This window comes from Serratia sp. CY55921, from assembly GCF_052167655.1.
Taxonomy (GTDB): domain Bacteria; phylum Pseudomonadota; class Gammaproteobacteria; order Enterobacterales; family Enterobacteriaceae; genus Serratia; species Serratia ureilytica.
Genome location: NZ_JBJNMU010000001.1, coordinates 1,209,651 through 1,226,535 on the forward strand (window position 1 = coordinate 1,209,651; position 16,885 = coordinate 1,226,535).

The 16,885-nt window shown below is 58.8% G+C and carries 16 protein-coding genes; 7 read left to right on the forward strand and 9 right to left on the reverse strand.

Going from position 1 to position 16,885, the window contains the following annotated elements:
* Positions 1-186: 186 nt before the first annotated feature.
* A complete protein-coding gene (locus ACJ8M3_RS05715; protein ID WP_033643087.1) occupies positions 187-411 on the reverse strand; it encodes a hypothetical protein in 225 nt (74 codons plus the stop codon).
* Between the two features lie 137 nt (positions 412-548).
* Between ACJ8M3_RS05715 and ACJ8M3_RS05720 the strand changes: the two genes are divergently transcribed.
* A complete protein-coding gene (locus ACJ8M3_RS05720; protein WP_089197058.1) occupies positions 549-2,690 on the forward strand; it encodes a TonB-dependent siderophore receptor in 2,142 nt (713 codons plus the stop codon).
* Positions 2,690-3,829, forward strand: a complete 1,140-nt coding sequence (locus ACJ8M3_RS05725; protein WP_089197057.1) for an ABC transporter substrate-binding protein — start codon at positions 2,690-2,692, stop codon at positions 3,827-3,829. Before ACJ8M3_RS05720 ends, ACJ8M3_RS05725 begins: the two co-directional genes overlap by 1 nt.
* Positions 3,830-3,833: 4 nt before the next feature.
* On the opposite strand, the gene ACJ8M3_RS05730 is transcribed toward ACJ8M3_RS05725, so the two are convergent.
* Entirely contained in the window at positions 3,834-4,442 is a 609-nt protein-coding gene (locus tag ACJ8M3_RS05730; protein WP_089197056.1) for a TetR/AcrR family transcriptional regulator, read from the reverse strand.
* 178 nt (positions 4,443-4,620) lie between these two features.
* On the opposite strand from ACJ8M3_RS05730, the gene ACJ8M3_RS05735 reads away from it, so the two are divergent.
* Together ACJ8M3_RS05735 and ACJ8M3_RS05740 are read left to right on the forward strand one after the other, a co-directional pair.
* On the forward strand, positions 4,621-6,162 hold the full coding sequence (locus ACJ8M3_RS05735) for an MFS transporter (RefSeq protein WP_227711507.1): 1,542 nt from the start codon (positions 4,621-4,623) through the stop codon (positions 6,160-6,162).
* Positions 6,163-6,164: 2 nt separating this feature from the next.
* Positions 6,165-7,550: an MmgE/PrpD family protein gene (locus tag ACJ8M3_RS05740; RefSeq protein ID WP_089197693.1), complete on the forward strand. Its 1,386-nt coding sequence runs from the start codon at positions 6,165-6,167 to the stop codon at positions 7,548-7,550.
* 45 nt (positions 7,551-7,595) lie between these two features.
* Here ACJ8M3_RS05740 and ACJ8M3_RS05745 read toward each other — a convergent pair whose 3' ends face one another.
* A complete protein-coding gene (locus ACJ8M3_RS05745) occupies positions 7,596-7,910 on the reverse strand; it encodes an ArsR/SmtB family transcription factor (RefSeq protein WP_042784504.1) in 315 nt (104 codons plus the stop codon).
* A 186-nt stretch (positions 7,911-8,096) separates the two neighbouring features.
* Between ACJ8M3_RS05745 and ACJ8M3_RS05750 the strand changes: the two genes are divergently transcribed.
* Positions 8,097-8,519, forward strand: coding sequence for an MAPEG family protein (locus ACJ8M3_RS05750; protein ID WP_033650398.1), 423 nt, complete (start codon positions 8,097-8,099; stop codon positions 8,517-8,519).
* Entirely contained in the window at positions 8,516-8,872 is a 357-nt protein-coding gene (locus ACJ8M3_RS05755; RefSeq protein WP_050594418.1) for a thioredoxin family protein, read from the forward strand. The genes ACJ8M3_RS05750 and ACJ8M3_RS05755 overlap by 4 nt, the downstream gene beginning before the upstream one ends.
* On the opposite strand, the gene ACJ8M3_RS05760 is transcribed toward ACJ8M3_RS05755, so the two are convergent.
* From ACJ8M3_RS05760 to ACJ8M3_RS05780, 5 genes are all read right to left on the reverse strand, one after another.
* The gene (locus ACJ8M3_RS05760; RefSeq protein ID WP_069100165.1) at positions 8,853-10,388 is read right to left on the reverse strand and encodes a phospholipase D family protein; all 1,536 of its coding nucleotides are present in this window, start codon (positions 10,386-10,388) and stop codon (positions 8,853-8,855) included. The genes ACJ8M3_RS05755 and ACJ8M3_RS05760 overlap by 20 nt on opposite strands.
* 86 nt (positions 10,389-10,474) lie before the next feature.
* Positions 10,475-11,266, reverse strand: a complete 792-nt coding sequence (locus ACJ8M3_RS05765; protein ID WP_089194759.1) for an AraC family transcriptional regulator — start codon at positions 11,264-11,266, stop codon at positions 10,475-10,477.
* 357 nt (positions 11,267-11,623) lie between these two features.
* Entirely contained in the window at positions 11,624-11,941 is a 318-nt protein-coding gene (locus ACJ8M3_RS05770) for a cupin domain-containing protein (protein WP_033643078.1), read from the reverse strand.
* A 233-nt stretch (positions 11,942-12,174) separates the two neighbouring features.
* Entirely contained in the window at positions 12,175-14,145 is a 1,971-nt protein-coding gene (locus ACJ8M3_RS05775) for an FAD-dependent oxidoreductase (protein WP_158524120.1), read from the reverse strand.
* 17 nt (positions 14,146-14,162) lie between these two features.
* Positions 14,163-15,335: an MFS transporter gene (locus ACJ8M3_RS05780; RefSeq protein WP_232094350.1), complete on the reverse strand. Its 1,173-nt coding sequence runs from the start codon at positions 15,333-15,335 to the stop codon at positions 14,163-14,165.
* A 181-nt stretch (positions 15,336-15,516) separates the two neighbouring features.
* On the opposite strand from ACJ8M3_RS05780, the gene ACJ8M3_RS05785 reads away from it, so the two are divergent.
* Positions 15,517-16,386 carry a LysR substrate-binding domain-containing protein gene (locus tag ACJ8M3_RS05785; protein ID WP_069100166.1) on the forward strand — a complete coding sequence of 290 codons (870 nt, stop codon included), beginning with the start codon at positions 15,517-15,519 and terminating at the stop codon, positions 16,384-16,386.
* Positions 16,387-16,468: 82 nt separating this feature from the next.
* Here ACJ8M3_RS05785 and ACJ8M3_RS05790 read toward each other — a convergent pair whose 3' ends face one another.
* On the reverse strand, positions 16,469-16,876 hold the full coding sequence (locus ACJ8M3_RS05790; RefSeq protein ID WP_060660718.1) for a DUF2000 domain-containing protein: 408 nt from the start codon (positions 16,874-16,876) through the stop codon (positions 16,469-16,471).
* Between the last annotated feature and the right edge of the window lie 9 nt (positions 16,877-16,885).

Here is a 16,885-nt window from a genome sequence, read left to right on the forward strand (position 1 = left end):
CTCAGAATGAAAAGCAAAACGGACTCAAAAACACTTCATTTTCTGGCCGACATCAAACACCATGACCGACCGTCAGTCAATTACCTTGGCGTTAATTATTTGTAGATCTTATGTTTCACCCCTATCATGTCGTTTTAATCTCCTTTATAAACAACACATTATAAATAATACTTTTTTTATACTTGCTTATGACATTTCAGAAATAAGCTGTTCTAATGAATAGTCTCGCCCTCCCCACAGCGATGGCGCGTTAACACAGCGGGCTTTCAGCAGGGCTTGCAATGCCACCGTTTCCGCCGAACTGAGTGCTAAATCTTGACGCAACTGCCAGCTGCCATCCGCCTCTTGCAGCACATCTTCAGGTACCCCCACCTCAGCCAACAGCGCCAACAAATCATCCAGAGTCTTCATAATGTTATCCAATCGTTAAATGGTATTGATAATTATTCATATTGACCGTCAGTCGGTCAATGAGTATTTTAACGCTTGCCTGAGATGACCAGACTCCCGCCCTCGCAGCGAGACTCTTACTTAAAGAGGGATTTTTTTTGAATAAATTCAACGGATTTCGCCTGCGGAAGGCTTATCTTTGCCCGTTATTGCTGGGCATGATGCCCTGCCTGACCCTGGCGGCCGATGAAGAGTCGATCTGGGTGGTCGCAGAGGGTTCCTCCTCAGACAATGCCCCACTGGGTTATGCCGCACAGCAAGCGACGGTGGCGACCAAAACCCGGTCACCGTTGGTCGACGTGCCGCAATTTGTCTCGGTGGTCAATCGCCAGCAAATGGACGTGCAGTCGGCCGACACGGTTAGCCAGGCGTTGCGCTACAGCGCCGGCGTTGCCGTGGAACGTTTCGGCGCCTTTTCCAGCGGCGTGGACTTCGCCAAAATGCGCGGTTTTGAGGCCGACTACTACCTGGATGGATTGCGCGTCATCGGCAATACCGGCATTTGGGGACCGCAAATTGAAACCTGGGGAGTGCAAAGCGTTGAAGTCTTGCATGGCCCTTCATCCTCGTTATACGGCCAGGGGGGCGCCGGCGGCGTAATTAATATGATTTCCCGACGCCCTTCCACCGCCGAGTCGAATCAGCTTAAATGGGATGTCGGCAATGACCGCTCGCACGCCCTCAGCCTCGATTCCACCGGCGCGCTGACCGATGACGAACGGTGGGTGTACCGCTTCGATGGCCTGGCGGCCACGCGCGGTTCGCAGATCGAAGACACCAGGCAAAAGCGCCTCTTTCTGGCGCCCGCAATCACCTGGCAACCCAATGATCGCACGCGCTGGACCGTGTTGGCTCACTATCTTCGCGAACCCCAATCAGGCTATTACAACACCCTTCCCGCCCAGGTTTTGGGGCTGTTGCCCAATCCGCACGGCAAGATAGATACCGATAGAAATTACAGCGATCCCGCGCACGAGCACTCGAGCCGTACGCAATACGATATGACCTCGCTGCTTGAATTCGAATTGAACGATCGCTGGCGCCTAAAGCAAAACCTGCGCTATTCCCACGTAGACTCGACGGTGCGGCGCGATTTTACGCGCGACATCACGCCGGACAAGGGACTTTTGACGGCGGTTTATCAGGACGCACCGAGTCAGGCGGACAGCATCGTGATGGATAACCAGGCCGAGACGACACTCGTTACCGGCGCCATCGTCCATCAGGGATTGGCCGGGATCGACTTTCAGGCCGGTAAATTGGATAAAGACTGGTGGGGATCGCAAACCGTGACGTTTGATCCCTGGTCCGAACAGTACCGCCCTTCATTCGAACCTATCCCGGTTTCACGCACGTCGACAACGCAACGCTTCCAGCGCACGGGCTTATACGGACAGGACGAAGCCAGCTGGCGCGGATGGCATTTGTTGTTGGGCGGCCGTCATGACTGGTCACGCATGCGTACCAGTGACAATCTGGCCCATACTCAAACGCAAACCAATGACGCAGCCTGGAGCTATCGCGCCGGGTTGAGCTACCCGTTCGACAATGGCCTGGCGCCGTGGGCCAGCGTCTCTACCGCCTTCGATCCGTTGACCGGCACAAACGCTCAAGGCACGCCGTTCAAGCCAACCCATTCCACTCAGTATGAGATGGGGATGAAACTGCAGCCACCCGGCAGCGCAACGATGACCAGCCTGGCGGTCTACCAACTGACGCAGCGCGATGTGAACACCATCGATCCCCTTAATCCCAGTTATTACACCCAAACGGGTGAAGTGCGTTCTCGCGGCGTGGAGCTGGAATCACGGGCGGCGGTGACCGATAACCTTAATCTGATGCTGTCCTATGCCTGGGTCAACAACGTCGTGACTGAGGCTAACGATAGCACGCAGGGGAAACATCCGGTGGGGGTTCCGGCGCAGACCGGCTCGATGTGGCTGGACTATCGCTTTACTAAAGGGCCGCTGCAGGGGCTGCTGATCGGTGGCGGTACCCGCTACCTGGGGGCCAGTTGGGGAGATGGCGCCAACACCTTCAAAGTGCCCGCCGTTTGGCTCGGCGATATGACCGTTCGCTATACGCCGGGTGCCTGGGATCCTCGTCTGTATAATCTGGAGCTGGGATTGACGGTCAACAACCTGACCAACAAATCTTACATCGCCAGTTGCACCAGTGCGCCTTACTGCAGCATCGGCATCGAACGCCGCATCATCGGTTCGATAAGCTGGTATTTCTGATGCACAGACGACGTTTTCTTCAGGTGGCCGCTTTGCTGGCACTTTCTTCGCCTTCACGCTCTCTGCGCGCCCAGGCTGATACACAGATCGTGACCGATATCGTCGGGCGTACGGTGACTTTACGCTATCCTCTGCGGCGTATTTTCCTGGCGGAAGGCAACCTGTTTTATACCGTTGCGGCGCTCAACCCACGCGCGCCGATGGAAAAACTGGTGGGTTGGCGAGACAATTTCCGCACCGCCGACCTGGACAGTTACCGGCTGTATCTGCGCTATTTTCCCGAACTGGCCAAGCTGCCGGCCTTCGCCGGCGTGCAGCAAATGCAATTCGATCTGGAAAGGTTGATCGCCTTGCGGCCCGAAGCCATGTTGCTCAACGCGAATACGCGTTCTGTGCTGGAAACGAGCGGCCTGATGGCTAAGCTTACGGCGGCGAACATCCCCGTGGTGTTTGTCGATATGAGCATCGGCCTGATGAACAACAGCGCCAGAAGCATCGCCATCATGGGGCAGCTGTTTGATAATCCGCAAAGTGCACATAGCCTGATTCGCTTCCGCCAGCGTCATCTCGATACGATCCGCGACACGCTGATGAAACGGGCTCCGCCGCGCCCACGCATAATGATGGAGCGCGCCGCCGGATTATACGAGGATTGCTGCCTGTCTTGGGGCAATGGCAACTACGGCGAGATGGTGGATAGCGCAGGAGGATTCAATTTGGCTCAGACGCATATTCACGGCGTTTACGGCGCATTGAGTCAGGAAACGGTGATCGCTTCCCGGCCCGATAAGATCGTCGTGACCGGCAGCAACTGGAGTCATTACTCGCCCCATGGTGACTGGATCAACCTTGGGCCAGGCGCAGATTTGACGCTGGCAAAAACGCGGCTGGAAAAATTGATGCGACGCCCGGCTTATCGCACCCTGGCCGCGGCAAAGAACGGACAGGCGTACGCCATCTGGCACCCGTTTTACGATCACCCTTTTAATTTCGTCGCGATCGAACGTCTGGCCAGTTGGTTCCATCCGTCGCTGTTCGCCGGCGTTGATCCCGAAGCGACTTTTGCTGAACTCTTCGCCCGCTTTCTTCCCATTCCGTATCAGCCCGGTTACTGGGTGTCGCTCAAGGCGGCGCCGTAAACGATCAGCGACATCCCAGCAAACGCATGAATTCCTGCGCCAGCGCGGACCCCAGCCCTTGGCGGTCGGCGTCGGGGTTGACCATGACGTCATCCACGGCACCATGCATGCCGTGATACATCAAGATGGCGGTCAGATGCGGATTCTCCAGACGCCAGGCGCCCGCCGCTGCGCCATCGTTTAAAATCGTCAGGATCTGCTCCAGCACGGCATCACGATCCTGATTGCCTCGGGTATGATAATGATGATCGTGATACAACGCATCGTGCAGTTCCATGCCTTCAAAATAGGTCGCCACGCCGGCATCACACCAGGCTCTCAGACGCGCCAACCAGTCATCCGGCGCGCATTCATCGATAGCCAGCTGAATTTTTTCGATAAAGTGATTGGTGAAACGTATACGTAAAGCGGACAACATTTCATTTTTGGACGGGAAATAGTGGTAGAAGGTCCCTTTGGCGACGTTGGCGTCGCGGACGATATCGCTGATGGTGGTCGCTTCAAACCCTTTTTCGATAAACAGCTTCTGCGCCGCATCCATCAATTCATCCAAGCGCACTTCCGCCGGTTTGGTTCGAGGCTGTGTTTCTTTCATCTTCTCTTTTGTCTTCATATCAACATCCACTAGGAGTCCAGCGGCCATCGTAACCAATGTTGTTGCCATTGACCAGCCGGCCTATCTCAGTGAAATCAATATTTACGCTCCATTGACCGACGGTCAGTCATAATATAGGATGAGAATAGTTTTCACTATCACCCCCATCTCAATAAGGAGCCCCACTATGTCCGGTATGCGCAGGATTTCGCTCGTTGCCGCCATCTGTCTGGGTACATTTATGGCGTCGCTTGATATCAGCATTGTCAATGTGGCGCTGCCCACGATGCTGGAATCGCTGCAAACCGACATGTCGGGCCTGCAGTGGGTCGTTGACGCCTATGCCCTTTGCCTTTCCGCGTTAATCCTTTCCTCCGGTCCGCTGGGCGACAGATTTGGCCGTAAGCGTATTTGGCTGTACGGCGTTGCATTGTTTACCGTCGGTTCGATCGTTTGCGCATTCGCCTCCTCTCTCGGCATGCTGCTGACGGGCCGGGTGATACAAGGGATCGCCGGCGCAGCCGTTATCCCTGGGGCATTGTCGTTATTGACTCATGCTTTTCCGGAGGAGCAGTTGCGCACCCGCGCGATCGGGATCTGGTCTTCGGTCAATGCCCTTTCGCTGGTGATTGGCCCGGTTTTGGGCGGCTTGCTGGTGCATACCACCGGTTGGCCAGGCATATTCTGGATCAACATTCCGGTCGGGATCGTCGCGTTGATATTGGGCGGTTGGGGGCTGCGAGAAAGCTCGCATCCTGAGCACGCTGCGCTTGACCCGCTGGGGCAAGGGTTGAGCATCTTGTGGCTTGGCGCGCTGACCTACGGGCTGATTGCCGCCGGAGAATTCGGTTGGCACAGTGTGCAATCGCGTTTTCCGTTGTACGCCGCCCTGGCGCTGTTTGCGCTATTTCTCTGGGTGGAAACGCGGGTCAAACGCCCCTTGCTGCAGCTGAGCCTGTTTCGCAACGCCGATTTTAGCGGCTATAACCTCGCCTCTTTTGTACTCGGTTTTTCCGCTTACAGCAGCGTCTTCTTCGTCTCGCTATTCCTGCAACAAGCCCAGGGCTGGAGCCCCGCCGACACCGGTTGGCGCATGGCGCCGGAATTTCTCGCCATGGCGCTGGCCGCTTCCGGTTTTGGCCGCCTGTCCGCCAAACTGAGCGTGAACTCGCTGATGATCGTCGGTTATGGCCTGATGGGCGTTGCCCTGTTGTTGCTGACGCAGCTGCACGCCGATTCGCCTTACGCTCTGGTGGCGCTCTATTTGGCCCTGCTCGGTTTCGGCATGGGGCTGTCCATGCCGGCGACAAGCGCCTTGGTGATGCGCACCGTCGCGCCGCAACGTTCCGGGATGGCGTCGGCAACGATGAACGCGCTGCGACAAACCGGCATGACGCTGGGCATCGCCTTGTTGGGCACGCTGATGAGCATGAAAGCGGTGACCACCTTGACTGCGGCTTTGCAAACGCAAGGCGTGGAACAGGCCGCCGCAATCGCCCGGACGGCGGTCATCGAACAACAGCAAACGGCCGTTGATGCATTGAGCGCGAGCCGCATGCAAGCGCTGACGCACAGCGCCTTCGCCGATGGTTTCGGGATCGCCATGCTGTGTGCCGGATTACTCAGCATCGTGATGACCGTGTGGCTGCTGATCATGCTGCATCCGCGTTTCCGTCTGCATCCTCAGGCCGGAAACGCCGTGCTGAACAAGTCACCTGAACGACTGAACGAGGAATGAACATGACAAAATTATCGGTCGACCCGATCGAAGAATTGATCGCTTTCGCTTCGCAGGTAGATGCGTGCATGATTCCCCCCGCCGTCCTGGCATTCCAGTGTAAACGGCTCATGGATAATCTTGGCTGTCTCGCCGCCGGCTACGATCAAAGCGGCGTTGACGCGGCGCTGTCGCTGGCCAGACGCTGGAGCGGCAGCGCCGAAGCCAGCATTATCGGCAGCGAAGAGCGGCTCGCCGCGCCGCAGGCGGCGTTTGTCAACGCCGTACGCGCTCGCGCGCTCGATTATTGCGACGTGCTTTCTCCTGGCTGGCACCCCAGCTCCTCGGATATTCCTGTGGCCTTGGCGGCTGCGGAACTGTCGGGTGCTTCCGGCCTCGACACCTTGGCTGCGTTGGCCGTTGGGCAAGACTTCGCTCAACGCATCAACCTCGCCGCGCAGGCGAACGGCTTTTTCTACCGCGGATTCGACTCGAACATCCTCGGCCTGTTTTCCGGCGCAGCGATCGCCGCCCGCCTGTTGCGCCTGGACCTGCACGCCTTTACCGACGCTATCGGCCTGGCTTTCGATTTTGGCATCGGCACCTTCCAACACTATCAGGACAAGACGCTGGCTGTACGTATCAGCCAGGGATTGGTGGCTCGCCATGCGCTGGAAGCGGTTTTAATGGCGCAGGCTGGAATAAGTGGCCCTAAACGCGTCCTGAGCGGCGAGAACGGATTTTTCAATCTCTATGCCCCGGGCGAACCCGACCTGGGATTGCTGACCCACCACTTGGGCACCGCCTTTCTGGGTGAAGAAGCGACCTGTTTCAAACTCTACCCGCACTGCAGCATTCTGCTGGCGCTGACCGAAGCGCTGTTGAACGACGGCCCGCATCGGCAGTTGTCCGATCCCGCACGGGCGAAGATCACTCTGCATGCCTCGCCGACCATGCGCATGGTCTGCGGCGCGCCATACGAGCCGCAGAAAACGGCCGAAATCGATGCGCAATTCAGCGCGCGTTACATCATCGCCAACGCGCTGCTGCGCGGCCAGGCCAGCGCACGTGAATTCAGCGCGGCTTCAGCGACAGAACCTACGGTCGTTGCTCTGGCGCAGCGTATCGAAGTTCATGAACAACATGCCTTCGATAGGTTTGACCGCTTCGAACTACACATCACGCCGGAGCAGGGTGATACGCTGCGGCTCGAGGCCGAGTTTGGCCGCGGCTGGCCGGAGAATCCGGCCGACATGCAGGATATTCGTGAGAAATTTCTTCACTGCTGTGCGCAATCACCCAGTGAGGGATTACGCCTCAATGCGCGAAAACTGATGGCCTGCATCGAGAATCTGGTCGAAGCGCCTTCGTTACAAGCCTTGTTGGCCGCAACGCGAGAAGTGCGCTAGTCCCGACGCACTCCGCCGGCGTCAAAGCGGCGATCGCCGGCCCCCTCACTTCGGCGCGTAAATCTCTCTGAGCGTGGCGATCACTTTCGCCACGTTTGGGTTATCGATACGGTAAAACAGGGTTTGCGCTTCGCGTCGGTACGTTACCAGACCTTCATTGCGCATTTTCGCCAGGTGCTGCGACAGCGCCGATTGGCTGAGCGGCACCAACTGTTGAAGCTCCCCCACGGCAATCTCATCGTGTTTCAATAGCAGGCAAAGCACCAGCAAACGGTGTTCGTTGCCTATCGCTTTCAACAGCCTGGCGGCCTCAATCGCCCCTTCATTCAAAAAGGGATCCTGCTTAGCTTTTGCATTCATGGTCAATCACGGCCCCGTCATCATTCAGCCGCATTATAGCGGCTTTCAGGCGCCGGCACAGCATTACATTAGCATCCATTAAATTAGTTATTGCTAATTTATATAATTCTAATATAGCCTTGTATTCAAGCCGAGCGGCTCTCCCTGAGGCCGCAGGCTCTTTCCCAACACAAGTGAGAATGCGTTATGAATATGCCAACCCTGGTACTGCTGGCGTTTGCCGGCTGGACATTATTGATTCTATTCGGCACCGTCGGCGTTTATCGCTGGTCCCGAATTTTAACCGGCCGCGCCACGGTCAGCGAATGGCAAGCGAATAAACCGCAGGGCAGCGATGGCTACCAGCGCGCCATTGCGGCGCATCGTAACTGCATTGAAAATTTGCCGGTTTATACCGCCCTCGTTGTAGCGATAGCCGCATTTCAGGTGGAAAGCACGACGCTGAATGTCTTGTCTCTGGTCCTGCTCGGCGCGCGCATGGCGCAGAGTCTGGTTCACATCGGTTTCGAGCAGACGGAGAAAGTCGCCACCTGGCGCTTCGCTTTCTTTTTCACGCAAATCGTCACGATGATTTGGATGGGGATAGAGATCGTCAGGAGCCTGCCATGACGATCACGAACCTGGCAGAGCCCCATGAGGTGACCCGTTTCCTCTATGACGCAGACAAACCCGAGGGGCAGCGGGCCATCCTCTACTTTTCCGCCTCCTGGTGCCGCCCTTGTCAGAATATGCAGGGGATCGTTGAACAGCTGCACCGTCACGCCAACGAGATCGCCTTCGGCCGCATTGACGTCGCGCAGGCGCCGACGGTCGCCCCTGCGTTCGGCATCAAATCCGTGCCCTCCCTCGCCCTGTTTGAGGATGCGCGCCTCATCGCAATCATCGCGGGCGAGGTTCCCTTGCAACGGCTGTTACACCGGGTGGCGACGGCTTTCGCCGGCGTTACAGCATCCACTCGATAGGCAGCCAGCCGGCCACGGTAAGAACGATGCGTTTTACCCAGCCGGCACCGGGTTCTTGCTGGTGCACCTCAGTGTGGCCGTCTTCGAAGGCTTCTTTCCACACCATTTTGCCTTCGGGTGTCAATACCGGCCGATAGGCGGCGTATTCGAGCGGGCCATCAAACAGTTGGCGGGTGTCGGCCGCCAGCGACGGGCTATCGATCAAGAATCCCATTTCGCAGTTCAGGTGCGCCGAGCGCGGATCGAAATTGAACGAGCCGATAAACACCCGTTTGTCATCGATGGCGAAGGTTTTAGCATGCAGCGCCGCACCGGACAGCCCCAGCGGCTTGAGTTCCTTGCGCCCCGTCGGTTGCCCGGCGCGCAGCTTCAGCTCGAACAGCTCGACGCCCGCCTGCAGCAGCTCACGCCGGTATTTGGCGTAGCCGGCGTGGACCACCAGCACGTCGGTGGTGTTCATCGCGTTGGTCAGTACGCGGATGGATTTTCCCTGCTTGGCAAGCGATTCAAAGAAGGTTGCCCCTTCCCGCCCCGGCACGAAATAGGCGGAGACCAGATCCAATTGCCGGCTGACACCGCCGATGATCTTGCCCAGCTGCGTCACCATCAAGCGATCGCGCGACGCTTTGCCCAATCCTTTCGCCGGATCGTCGGCTACCAGCTCTACCTGGGTGAATTCCGGCTGCACGGCGCCATCACGAAAGCGCACCGCACTGGTTTCCAGCTGCACCGCCAATTTACGGGCGCGCTCGCTGGTTTCGGTTGCGGCGGCCTGCGTCAGGAATGCCGAGAGGTTGCCCTGGCCCCGGATAATTTGCTCAACGCCGAATACCGAGGCGCTGTTCCAGTAGCGATCGAAGACATCGGCGGTCTCCGCCACCACGCTGCCGACGCTCAACACGTCGAGATCGAGGAAATAGTTCTCGTCGCCGACCTGGAAATACTCATCGCCAATGTTGCGGCCGCCGATGATCGCCACGGCGCCGTCGACGATGTAGGACTTGTTATGCATGCGCCGGTTCATGCGCATAAAGTCGAAGGCGTAACCGGCCAGCTTCGGCGTACGCACGGTAGACGGGTTGAACAGACGGATCTCGACGTTTTTCTGCGCGTTCAGCGCCGCCAGCGTCTCATCCATGGCGACGCCGTTATCGTCCAGCAGCAGCCGCACACGCACGCCGCGTTGGGCCGCGTCATACAGGGTTTTCAGCAGGATCTGCCCGGAGGTGTCGTTATGCCAGATATAGTACTGGGCATCGATCGACCTTTCCGCCATCCGCGCCAACGCCAGGCGGCTGGCGAACGCATCGTGGCCGCTGACCAGCGGCACCACGCCGCTCAGGCCGGGATGCGCCGCCATCTGTTCGGCGGCTCGCGCCGGCAATAGCGCGGCAGGATCCGCCGGCAATGCCGCCTGCGGTGAACGTTGGGAAATATCCGGCAAACGAAAGATGACTCTTGCCGCAATAATGGCGATCGTCACGGCGATAATCAGGTACACGACAATTTTTATCACGGGAAGCGGCCTCGGAGGTTGACTGCTTTGCTTTATACGTCATTAGGTTGCTTCAATCTATAGGAGAAGCGCGCTCTGCAATACGGCTATAGCGTAAAGCGCGAAGGCGAAACGCCAAACAGTTTTTTAAACGCCACCGAATAGGCGCTGTGGCTCTCATAACCGCTTTCGAAAGCGGCGTGTATGATGGAGTGGCCGGCCAACAGCAGCGGAATGGACGACAGCAGCCGCAGACGCTGTTTCCACTGGCCAAAGGTGATGCCGGTTTGTTGAGTAAAGTGACGCTGGAAGGTTTTCGCGCTGATCGACAGTGAATCCGCCCAGATCTCAATGCCGCGATCGTCGGACGGCATGATAACCAACTGCCGGCAAATGGCTGCCATTCTCGCTTCCATCGGCCAAGGGAGATGCAGCGCCAGCTGCGGCTGCAGGCTCAGTTCCTCGAGGAACAGCGCTCTGAGCAGCGCGTGGCGTTTGGTTTCCTCGCCCTCGGGCGCCAGCGTCGCCAATTGGGCGATCAGCTCCCGCAGCAGCGGTGACACCTGCAAAACGCCGTCGCGCAACGGCAACCGCGCGGCGGTGAATTCATCGACAAAAATCCCGTAAACGCAGATATTGCTCTGCATGACCAGCTGATGCTCCACCCCCGGCCGCAGCCAGACTGCGGTGGTTGGCGGCACGATCCAACGCCCGCTGCCCGCCTCGACCGCCATCACTCCCTGTTGCGAATAGAGCAAATGGCAACGTTTATGCGAGTGGAAAGGAACGACAAAGCCTGCCGGATAGTGTTTCACCAGCCCTGTCACCTCGAACGAGGAATTCTCGTGGCTGCTGAGGTTGATGCGTTTCGTTTCGGCGTTGTCGACTTCGAATCCCATGGTCGTTTGTCCCTTTTGATAACGCGAATGTCTTTTATTTGATAGAGAGGCCGCATGATCCTCCATATAGTGACGTTCTCGCAAGCCACACCAGGGGCCTTATGCGAATAAACTCACTATGACACCCACATTTCATCGTTCTGCGTGGTAACGGGGCGATGACATTGTGCATGCGCTGCACAATGGCGGCAACGTTGCGGGGGCGACGGAGGCCGAAAGTGATGGAAAGGGAAAGCGCGGTGGATTGAATCAGGAGGTTTATGCCTAGTCAGCAGGTAGCTTAGCCTGGGGGGCGGCTCAATGCTGAAGGGATAGGGAGAGCGCCTAGGCTCTCCGCTATCCCTTCTTGTCAATACGTCAACGGGCCAGTTCGGCGCCGTCCAGCTCGGAAATCGCCAGACAAATCACTTCCGTTATGGCCTCTACCGTATAGGCGGTATTGGCAGGAATGATTAACATCTCATGAGGTTGCAGCGTCTGATCGTCAACCTTCAGTTCACCGCTCAGCACCATCAGTTTCACCCATCCCGGATGAAAACGCGCCGGTTGTCGGCTGCCCGCATCCAGCTTCAGCAACGCCGTATGGCCCGGCGTCTCCCGTTTCAAAATATGAAAGCGCACCCCATCGTAAGGCATGTTTTCGTAATGCAGTGACGCCAGTGTTCTCTTATGCATGGTAAGTGTCCTCGTGACCTGTGAGTAGCTGCTCCGCCTTCGGTCGCCGTAAAAACGTTTGGCGGCTGTCCCTACCGAAAGCACCGTCTCGCAGCCTCTTGGCGAACGGATTAACTGTCGTGCTTGCAGCGGCCTGTACGGCCACCGCTTCATGCCTAACCTGCCTCAGGCATGCTAATAAATATATAAGAGCCTCGCCAACGGCGCAAAAAACCACTGCAACGTTGAGCGCATTACGGTGTTAATCCGTAGTCGGAAAGATTATCCAGCAGCCCGATCAGAGAGAAGAACAGCGCCGTTTGCCGAGGATCGCGCCAGCCATCGGCAAAGTCCGCCATCAGCCACAGGACTTCGTCGAGAAACAGATGCTCTACCGCCTGATGCCAGCTTTGCACTTCGCCGGCCGTCAACGCGACAGACTCACCGTACCCCGTCAAAAACAGCCGCCATTCCCGTACGGTGAACACGCGGTCGGGCGCCGAGTCCAGCGCGTTGTGGAACAGCAGCAGGACCAGAGCCAGATCGAACACGCGCGGCAAAAACAGCGCGTTATCGGGGTCGATCAGCACTGGCCTATCCTGCGCGACATAAATCAGATTATCGGCTTTAAAGTCATAGGGCGTTTCCACGCAAGGGAGATCCCGTGCGCTAAGCGCCGTCTGCCGCCCGGCAATCTGCAGCATACGCGTTTTTAGCGCCTCGATGTCGAGCGTCAGCCCCTGGCTTGCCGCATGACTGGCGATCTCGGCCAGATCCGCCGAGATATCGTCTTCAGTCAGTGCATACTCGTCATAAACCGCCAGCCCGGCGTTATTGTTTGCCGAAGATAACGCGTGGATCCTTCCCAACAGCCTGCCCGCCGCGATAATCTGCTCATCGCGGCCCGCATATTTTTCTCCCGCCACAAAGGGATAAACCACCCACATACTGCCCGCTATCTCTTGCGGACAGGCCGTCGGCGCCACGACGTCAACGCCCTGACGACGCAACGCGGTGAGATACGCCGCCAGCGCCTGGGCTTCGCCCGACGTCGGACGGGTGCGCTTCAGGATGTGCTCCCCTATCTTATAAACCGGCGCATAGGGATAAAGACTGAGCGGCGGCTGCGCGGTATCCAGCGCGAACCGACCGGCAATCGCGATGATATCCCCCCCTTCACCCCCATCATCAATAAATCGCGCCGGGCGGTAACCGTGAGGAATGGCGGGATTAACGCCGTGCAACAGCTCGTCGCTGACCAGCCGACCCAACGTCGGAGCGCACATCACGGCCGGATGCATCACCGCCACATAGAGACAGGTGGCGCCCAGCGGCCCGAGGATGGGATAACCGTCGCGCGGCCTGGGGCGCAGCCCCACCGAACACGCCTGCAGTTGCAATGGCGCCGAGCCGTGCAGGCGGTTTTGAATCGCCGATCGCGCGTCCTCTTCCACGCGTTTGACATCGCCGCCCGCAGGATAATCCTCCGCCGCGAGCAGATCGCCATTTTGCGCATGACGCGCTTCGATGTCGTCGCCCGCAATCAGCGTGTTCACCGCCTGCGCCGCCGCGTGATAGCGCAACAAAATTGCCGGCGACGCCTCGATCGGCAACGAGAATTCGCTGCCGTCCAGCAGCGCCGAGATCCCCGTACCGCAGGCGAGCACTACCCGTTCGGCGGCGATCGCGCCCTCCTCGGTAACGATGCCGGTTATCTGACCACCGGCCTCGCGCAGAAATCCGCTGACCGCACGTCCCAGAAGCAACTCGCCGCCCAACGCGCCTACCCGTTCGAGCAGCCGCTGTGTCACTTCTTGCGGATCGACCGCGCCATCGCGCGCCGCAAAATAGGCCTGGCTATCGGGCAGCCCGAGCGCCGGCTCCAGCGCCATCACCTCGGCGGAGGACAGACGCCGATTGTCGGGGTTTTGCGTCGCCGGCGCCTGACCATAGCTGAGCGCGCCGGACCAATTCACCCACAATTCCGGGATCTCCTGCGTCAGCCGCACCCAGTCAGCCACGATCTCGCGCCGCAGAAACACGTCGGTAGCGCCCTCTGGCACGCCTTCGCTGATCCAGCCGAACGAGCTGCCTGTGGCCCCCGCCGCGGGATGCGCCTGCTCAACGACGATAACGCGCTGCCCCTGACGCGCGAGATGATAGGCGATCGATGCCCCGACAATCCCGGCGCCCACGATAACAATGCGTGATGATGTTCCATTCATTTAATGATGTCCGTACCTCATTTCAAATGTTGTCGCCAAAGCAAGCAGGCCGCCAGACAGGCTACCCCGCCGCCGCAGGCCAATACGGCATAAGACGCGCCCCAACTGTGGGTGGTATCCATCACCACGCCAAAGGAGAAAGGGGCGAACGAACCGATGCCGAACCCCAGCAACGATCGCCAGCCCATCACGCTGCCGAGCTGTTGCGGCGGTACGTTGTCCGCCATCGCGGCCGACAGCACGCCGGAGTCGCCGAGAATAAAGAAACTGCCGATGCTGACGAGCAGCAGCGTCCAGCCCGGCCCCCAGTTCGCCGACCCTCCCATCAGCAGCGAACCCAATGCGCCGGCGGCGCCCATAAACATCAGCACCGACGCGCGATTGAAATAGTCGGAAACGGTGCCGACAATCAGCGTGGCGATCATGCCGGCCAGGTGGATCACCGCCGCGACGATCAATCCGGCGCTGAGCGGGTCCAGAGAGAAACCGCTCAACGCCTCGCTGACCAGGCTGGGCGCCCAGGCCCAGTTGCCGAGCAGTTCCCAGCTGTGGGCGATATACCCGATCAGCAACAGCAGGGTCGCATAGGTGATAGCATAGCTCTCACGTTTCGTCTTCCTCCCCAGCGTGCGCGACTGCGGTTCCCGATAACCGACCAGGGCCAACGATCCCGCCAACGATCCCAGTAACGCGCCGGCGGCGCACAGAGAAAACGCCACGCCGGCGCCCCAGCGCATGGCGCTCCAACCGGCGATGAAAACCGACAGAAAATACCCCAACGAACTGGCCGCCAGCACCATGCCGATGGCATAACCGCGCCGCGCCGGACCGTTCATCCCCATCGCCAACAGCAGCGCCGGCGTATAAGCCCCGCCCTGCGTCAAACCGACGAAGGCCATCAACACCAACGCGCTGAGATAAGAATGGGCAAATACGGCGAACAGCATCAACGCAGCGGCGCCCAGCCAGGAGAACAGCAGATAAACCCGGCGGGCGCCCAACGAATCACACCACCAGGAGGCCACCAGCAACGCCAGGGCGTTGGTCAGGCTGAACACCGTCTGCACCGTGCCGGCGGAAGCGGCGTCGAGCTGCCACTCGCTCCTGATGGTCGGCAGCGCGCCGGCGAACATCATGGTGCCCAGACACAGACCCGCCCGGCTCACGCAAAGCAGATAAAAAACCCGCATTTCAGCGCCGCCTCCCTGCCAACCGCAGGGGGAGAATAACGCCATTAACACGCATGACCGATAGCCAAAAGATCCGCATCATAAACTCAGCAATCAGAAGGAGATGCCTCATCATAGTGAGCAAAATCAAAGGCTGACAAACGATCTTTCTTCCCCCATTTGGTTGAGCTAGACTCAACCTATGAAAAAAATCCACTCCCTGCCGCACCTGTCCGCTTTCGAAGCCGCCGCCCGTCTCGGCAGCTTCAGCGCCGCTGCGGATGAGCTGTTTCTCACCACCGGCGCGGTCAGCCGCCATATTCGCAGTCTCGAAGCACAGCTGGGGATCACGCTGTTTTATCGCGGACACAAATCCGTGCGGCTGACGCAGGCCGGTGAGAACTTTTCCCGCACCGCGTCCCGAGTGATAAGCGAATTGTTTTCGGCGGAAAGCGCACTGAAAGCAAGCGCCGGCCGGCAGCGGCTGGTGGTACACAGCCTGCCGACGTTCACCATGCACTGGCTGATGCCGAAGCTGGCGGCGTTCAATGAGATTCATCCGGAGGTCGCGATTGATATCACCACCAGCACAGGGGCCGTCGATCGCAATACGCCGTTTGATCTGGCGATCCGGCGCGATCCCGCGCACTTCTCCGGGCTGAAAGCGATCCCTTTTCTGCAGGAGGAAAGCCTGCTGGTCTGCAACCAGAGCTACTTGCGCGCCATGCCGGTCAGTGCGCCCGGTAAGCTGGCCGGGCATACCGCCATCCGCATCCGCGCCCGTGAGGATTTATGGCACAGCTGGCTGAATACCTACCCGACGGCGCTGGATGCCTCGCCGCCGCCGCTGACGCTCGACCATACCTTCGCCGCCATTCAGGCGGCCGAAGACGGCCTGGGGCTGGCCGTCGTGCCTTACCTGTTCTGCGCCAAGCATCTGTCGTCCGGCCGGCTGGTGTCGCCTTTCCCGGCGTTGACTATCCGAACCGGCGTTTATTCCCTGCTGCTGCGCGATCGGGACGATGAGGTCGTGAGAAAGTTCGTCGCCTGGCTGCAGACGTTCCAGGCGTAAGCACCGTATCGGAAACGCGTCACCCTCCGGGACATGCTCGAGCGTTTCGTGCGTTCACTCGGTAAACCAGGCAAAGACATTCTCAGGCATGGAGCGCCAGGCCTTTTATCGCCTTATCCACCGCTTTCTTCGGTCCGCGCAGCGCCAGACCGACCAAATCCAGATTGTCCGCGTCTTCTGCGAGAAAAACCTGCCGGTTGGCTTCATCGTGCCCGGTCGCGAACATGGCGTGCACATAGGGGATCAACGTCAATTCCCGCTCCAGCCCTTTGCGATGCACATTTTGCAGGCCCGGCAGGTCCGAGGCAAAAATCAGCATCGGTTGCCCTGAAATGCCGCCGTAGCGTCTGCCTTGCGCATCCACGTAACGCTCGCCGATGATTTCCGGGGCAGCGGCGGCGATGCCCGTCGCCAGAAAGGCCACCACATTCAGCCGCTGCCAGGTTTGCAGATCGTCGCGTACGATAAACGCTATCTTGGTATCAAACATGTTCCGCTC

What these genes read in the sequence shown, in the direction of transcription:
- ACJ8M3_RS05715 (WP_033643087.1), bottom strand. Translation starts at nt 411, where the DNA reads ATGAAGACTCTGGATGATTTGTTGGCGCTGTTGGCTGAGGTGGGGGTA.
- ACJ8M3_RS05725 (WP_089197057.1), top strand. Translation starts at nt 2,690, where the DNA reads ATGCACAGACGACGTTTTCTTCAGGTGGCCGCTTTGCTGGCACTTTCT.
- ACJ8M3_RS05730 (WP_089197056.1), bottom strand. Translation starts at nt 4,442, where the DNA reads ATGAAGACAAAAGAGAAGATGAAAGAAACACAGCCTCGAACCAAACCG.
- ACJ8M3_RS05735 (WP_227711507.1), top strand. Translation starts at nt 4,621, where the DNA reads ATGCGCAGGATTTCGCTCGTTGCCGCCATCTGTCTGGGTACATTTATG.
- ACJ8M3_RS05740 (WP_089197693.1), top strand. Translation starts at nt 6,165, where the DNA reads ATGACAAAATTATCGGTCGACCCGATCGAAGAATTGATCGCTTTCGCT.
- ACJ8M3_RS05745 (WP_042784504.1), bottom strand. Translation starts at nt 7,910, where the DNA reads ATGAATGCAAAAGCTAAGCAGGATCCCTTTTTGAATGAAGGGGCGATT.
- ACJ8M3_RS05750 (WP_033650398.1), top strand. Translation starts at nt 8,097, where the DNA reads ATGAATATGCCAACCCTGGTACTGCTGGCGTTTGCCGGCTGGACATTA.
- ACJ8M3_RS05755 (WP_050594418.1), top strand. Translation starts at nt 8,516, where the DNA reads ATGACGATCACGAACCTGGCAGAGCCCCATGAGGTGACCCGTTTCCTC.
- ACJ8M3_RS05765 (WP_089194759.1), bottom strand. Translation starts at nt 11,266, where the DNA reads ATGGGATTCGAAGTCGACAACGCCGAAACGAAACGCATCAACCTCAGC.
- ACJ8M3_RS05770 (WP_033643078.1), bottom strand. Translation starts at nt 11,941, where the DNA reads ATGCATAAGAGAACACTGGCGTCACTGCATTACGAAAACATGCCTTAC.
- ACJ8M3_RS05775 (WP_158524120.1), bottom strand. Translation starts at nt 14,145, where the DNA reads ATGAATGGAACATCATCACGCATTGTTATCGTGGGCGCCGGGATTGTC.
- ACJ8M3_RS05780 (WP_232094350.1), bottom strand. Translation starts at nt 15,335, where the DNA reads ATGCGGGTTTTTTATCTGCTTTGCGTGAGCCGGGCGGGTCTGTGTCTG.
- ACJ8M3_RS05785 (WP_069100166.1), top strand. Translation starts at nt 15,517, where the DNA reads ATGAAAAAAATCCACTCCCTGCCGCACCTGTCCGCTTTCGAAGCCGCC.
- ACJ8M3_RS05790 (WP_060660718.1), bottom strand. Translation starts at nt 16,876, where the DNA reads ATGTTTGATACCAAGATAGCGTTTATCGTACGCGACGATCTGCAAACC.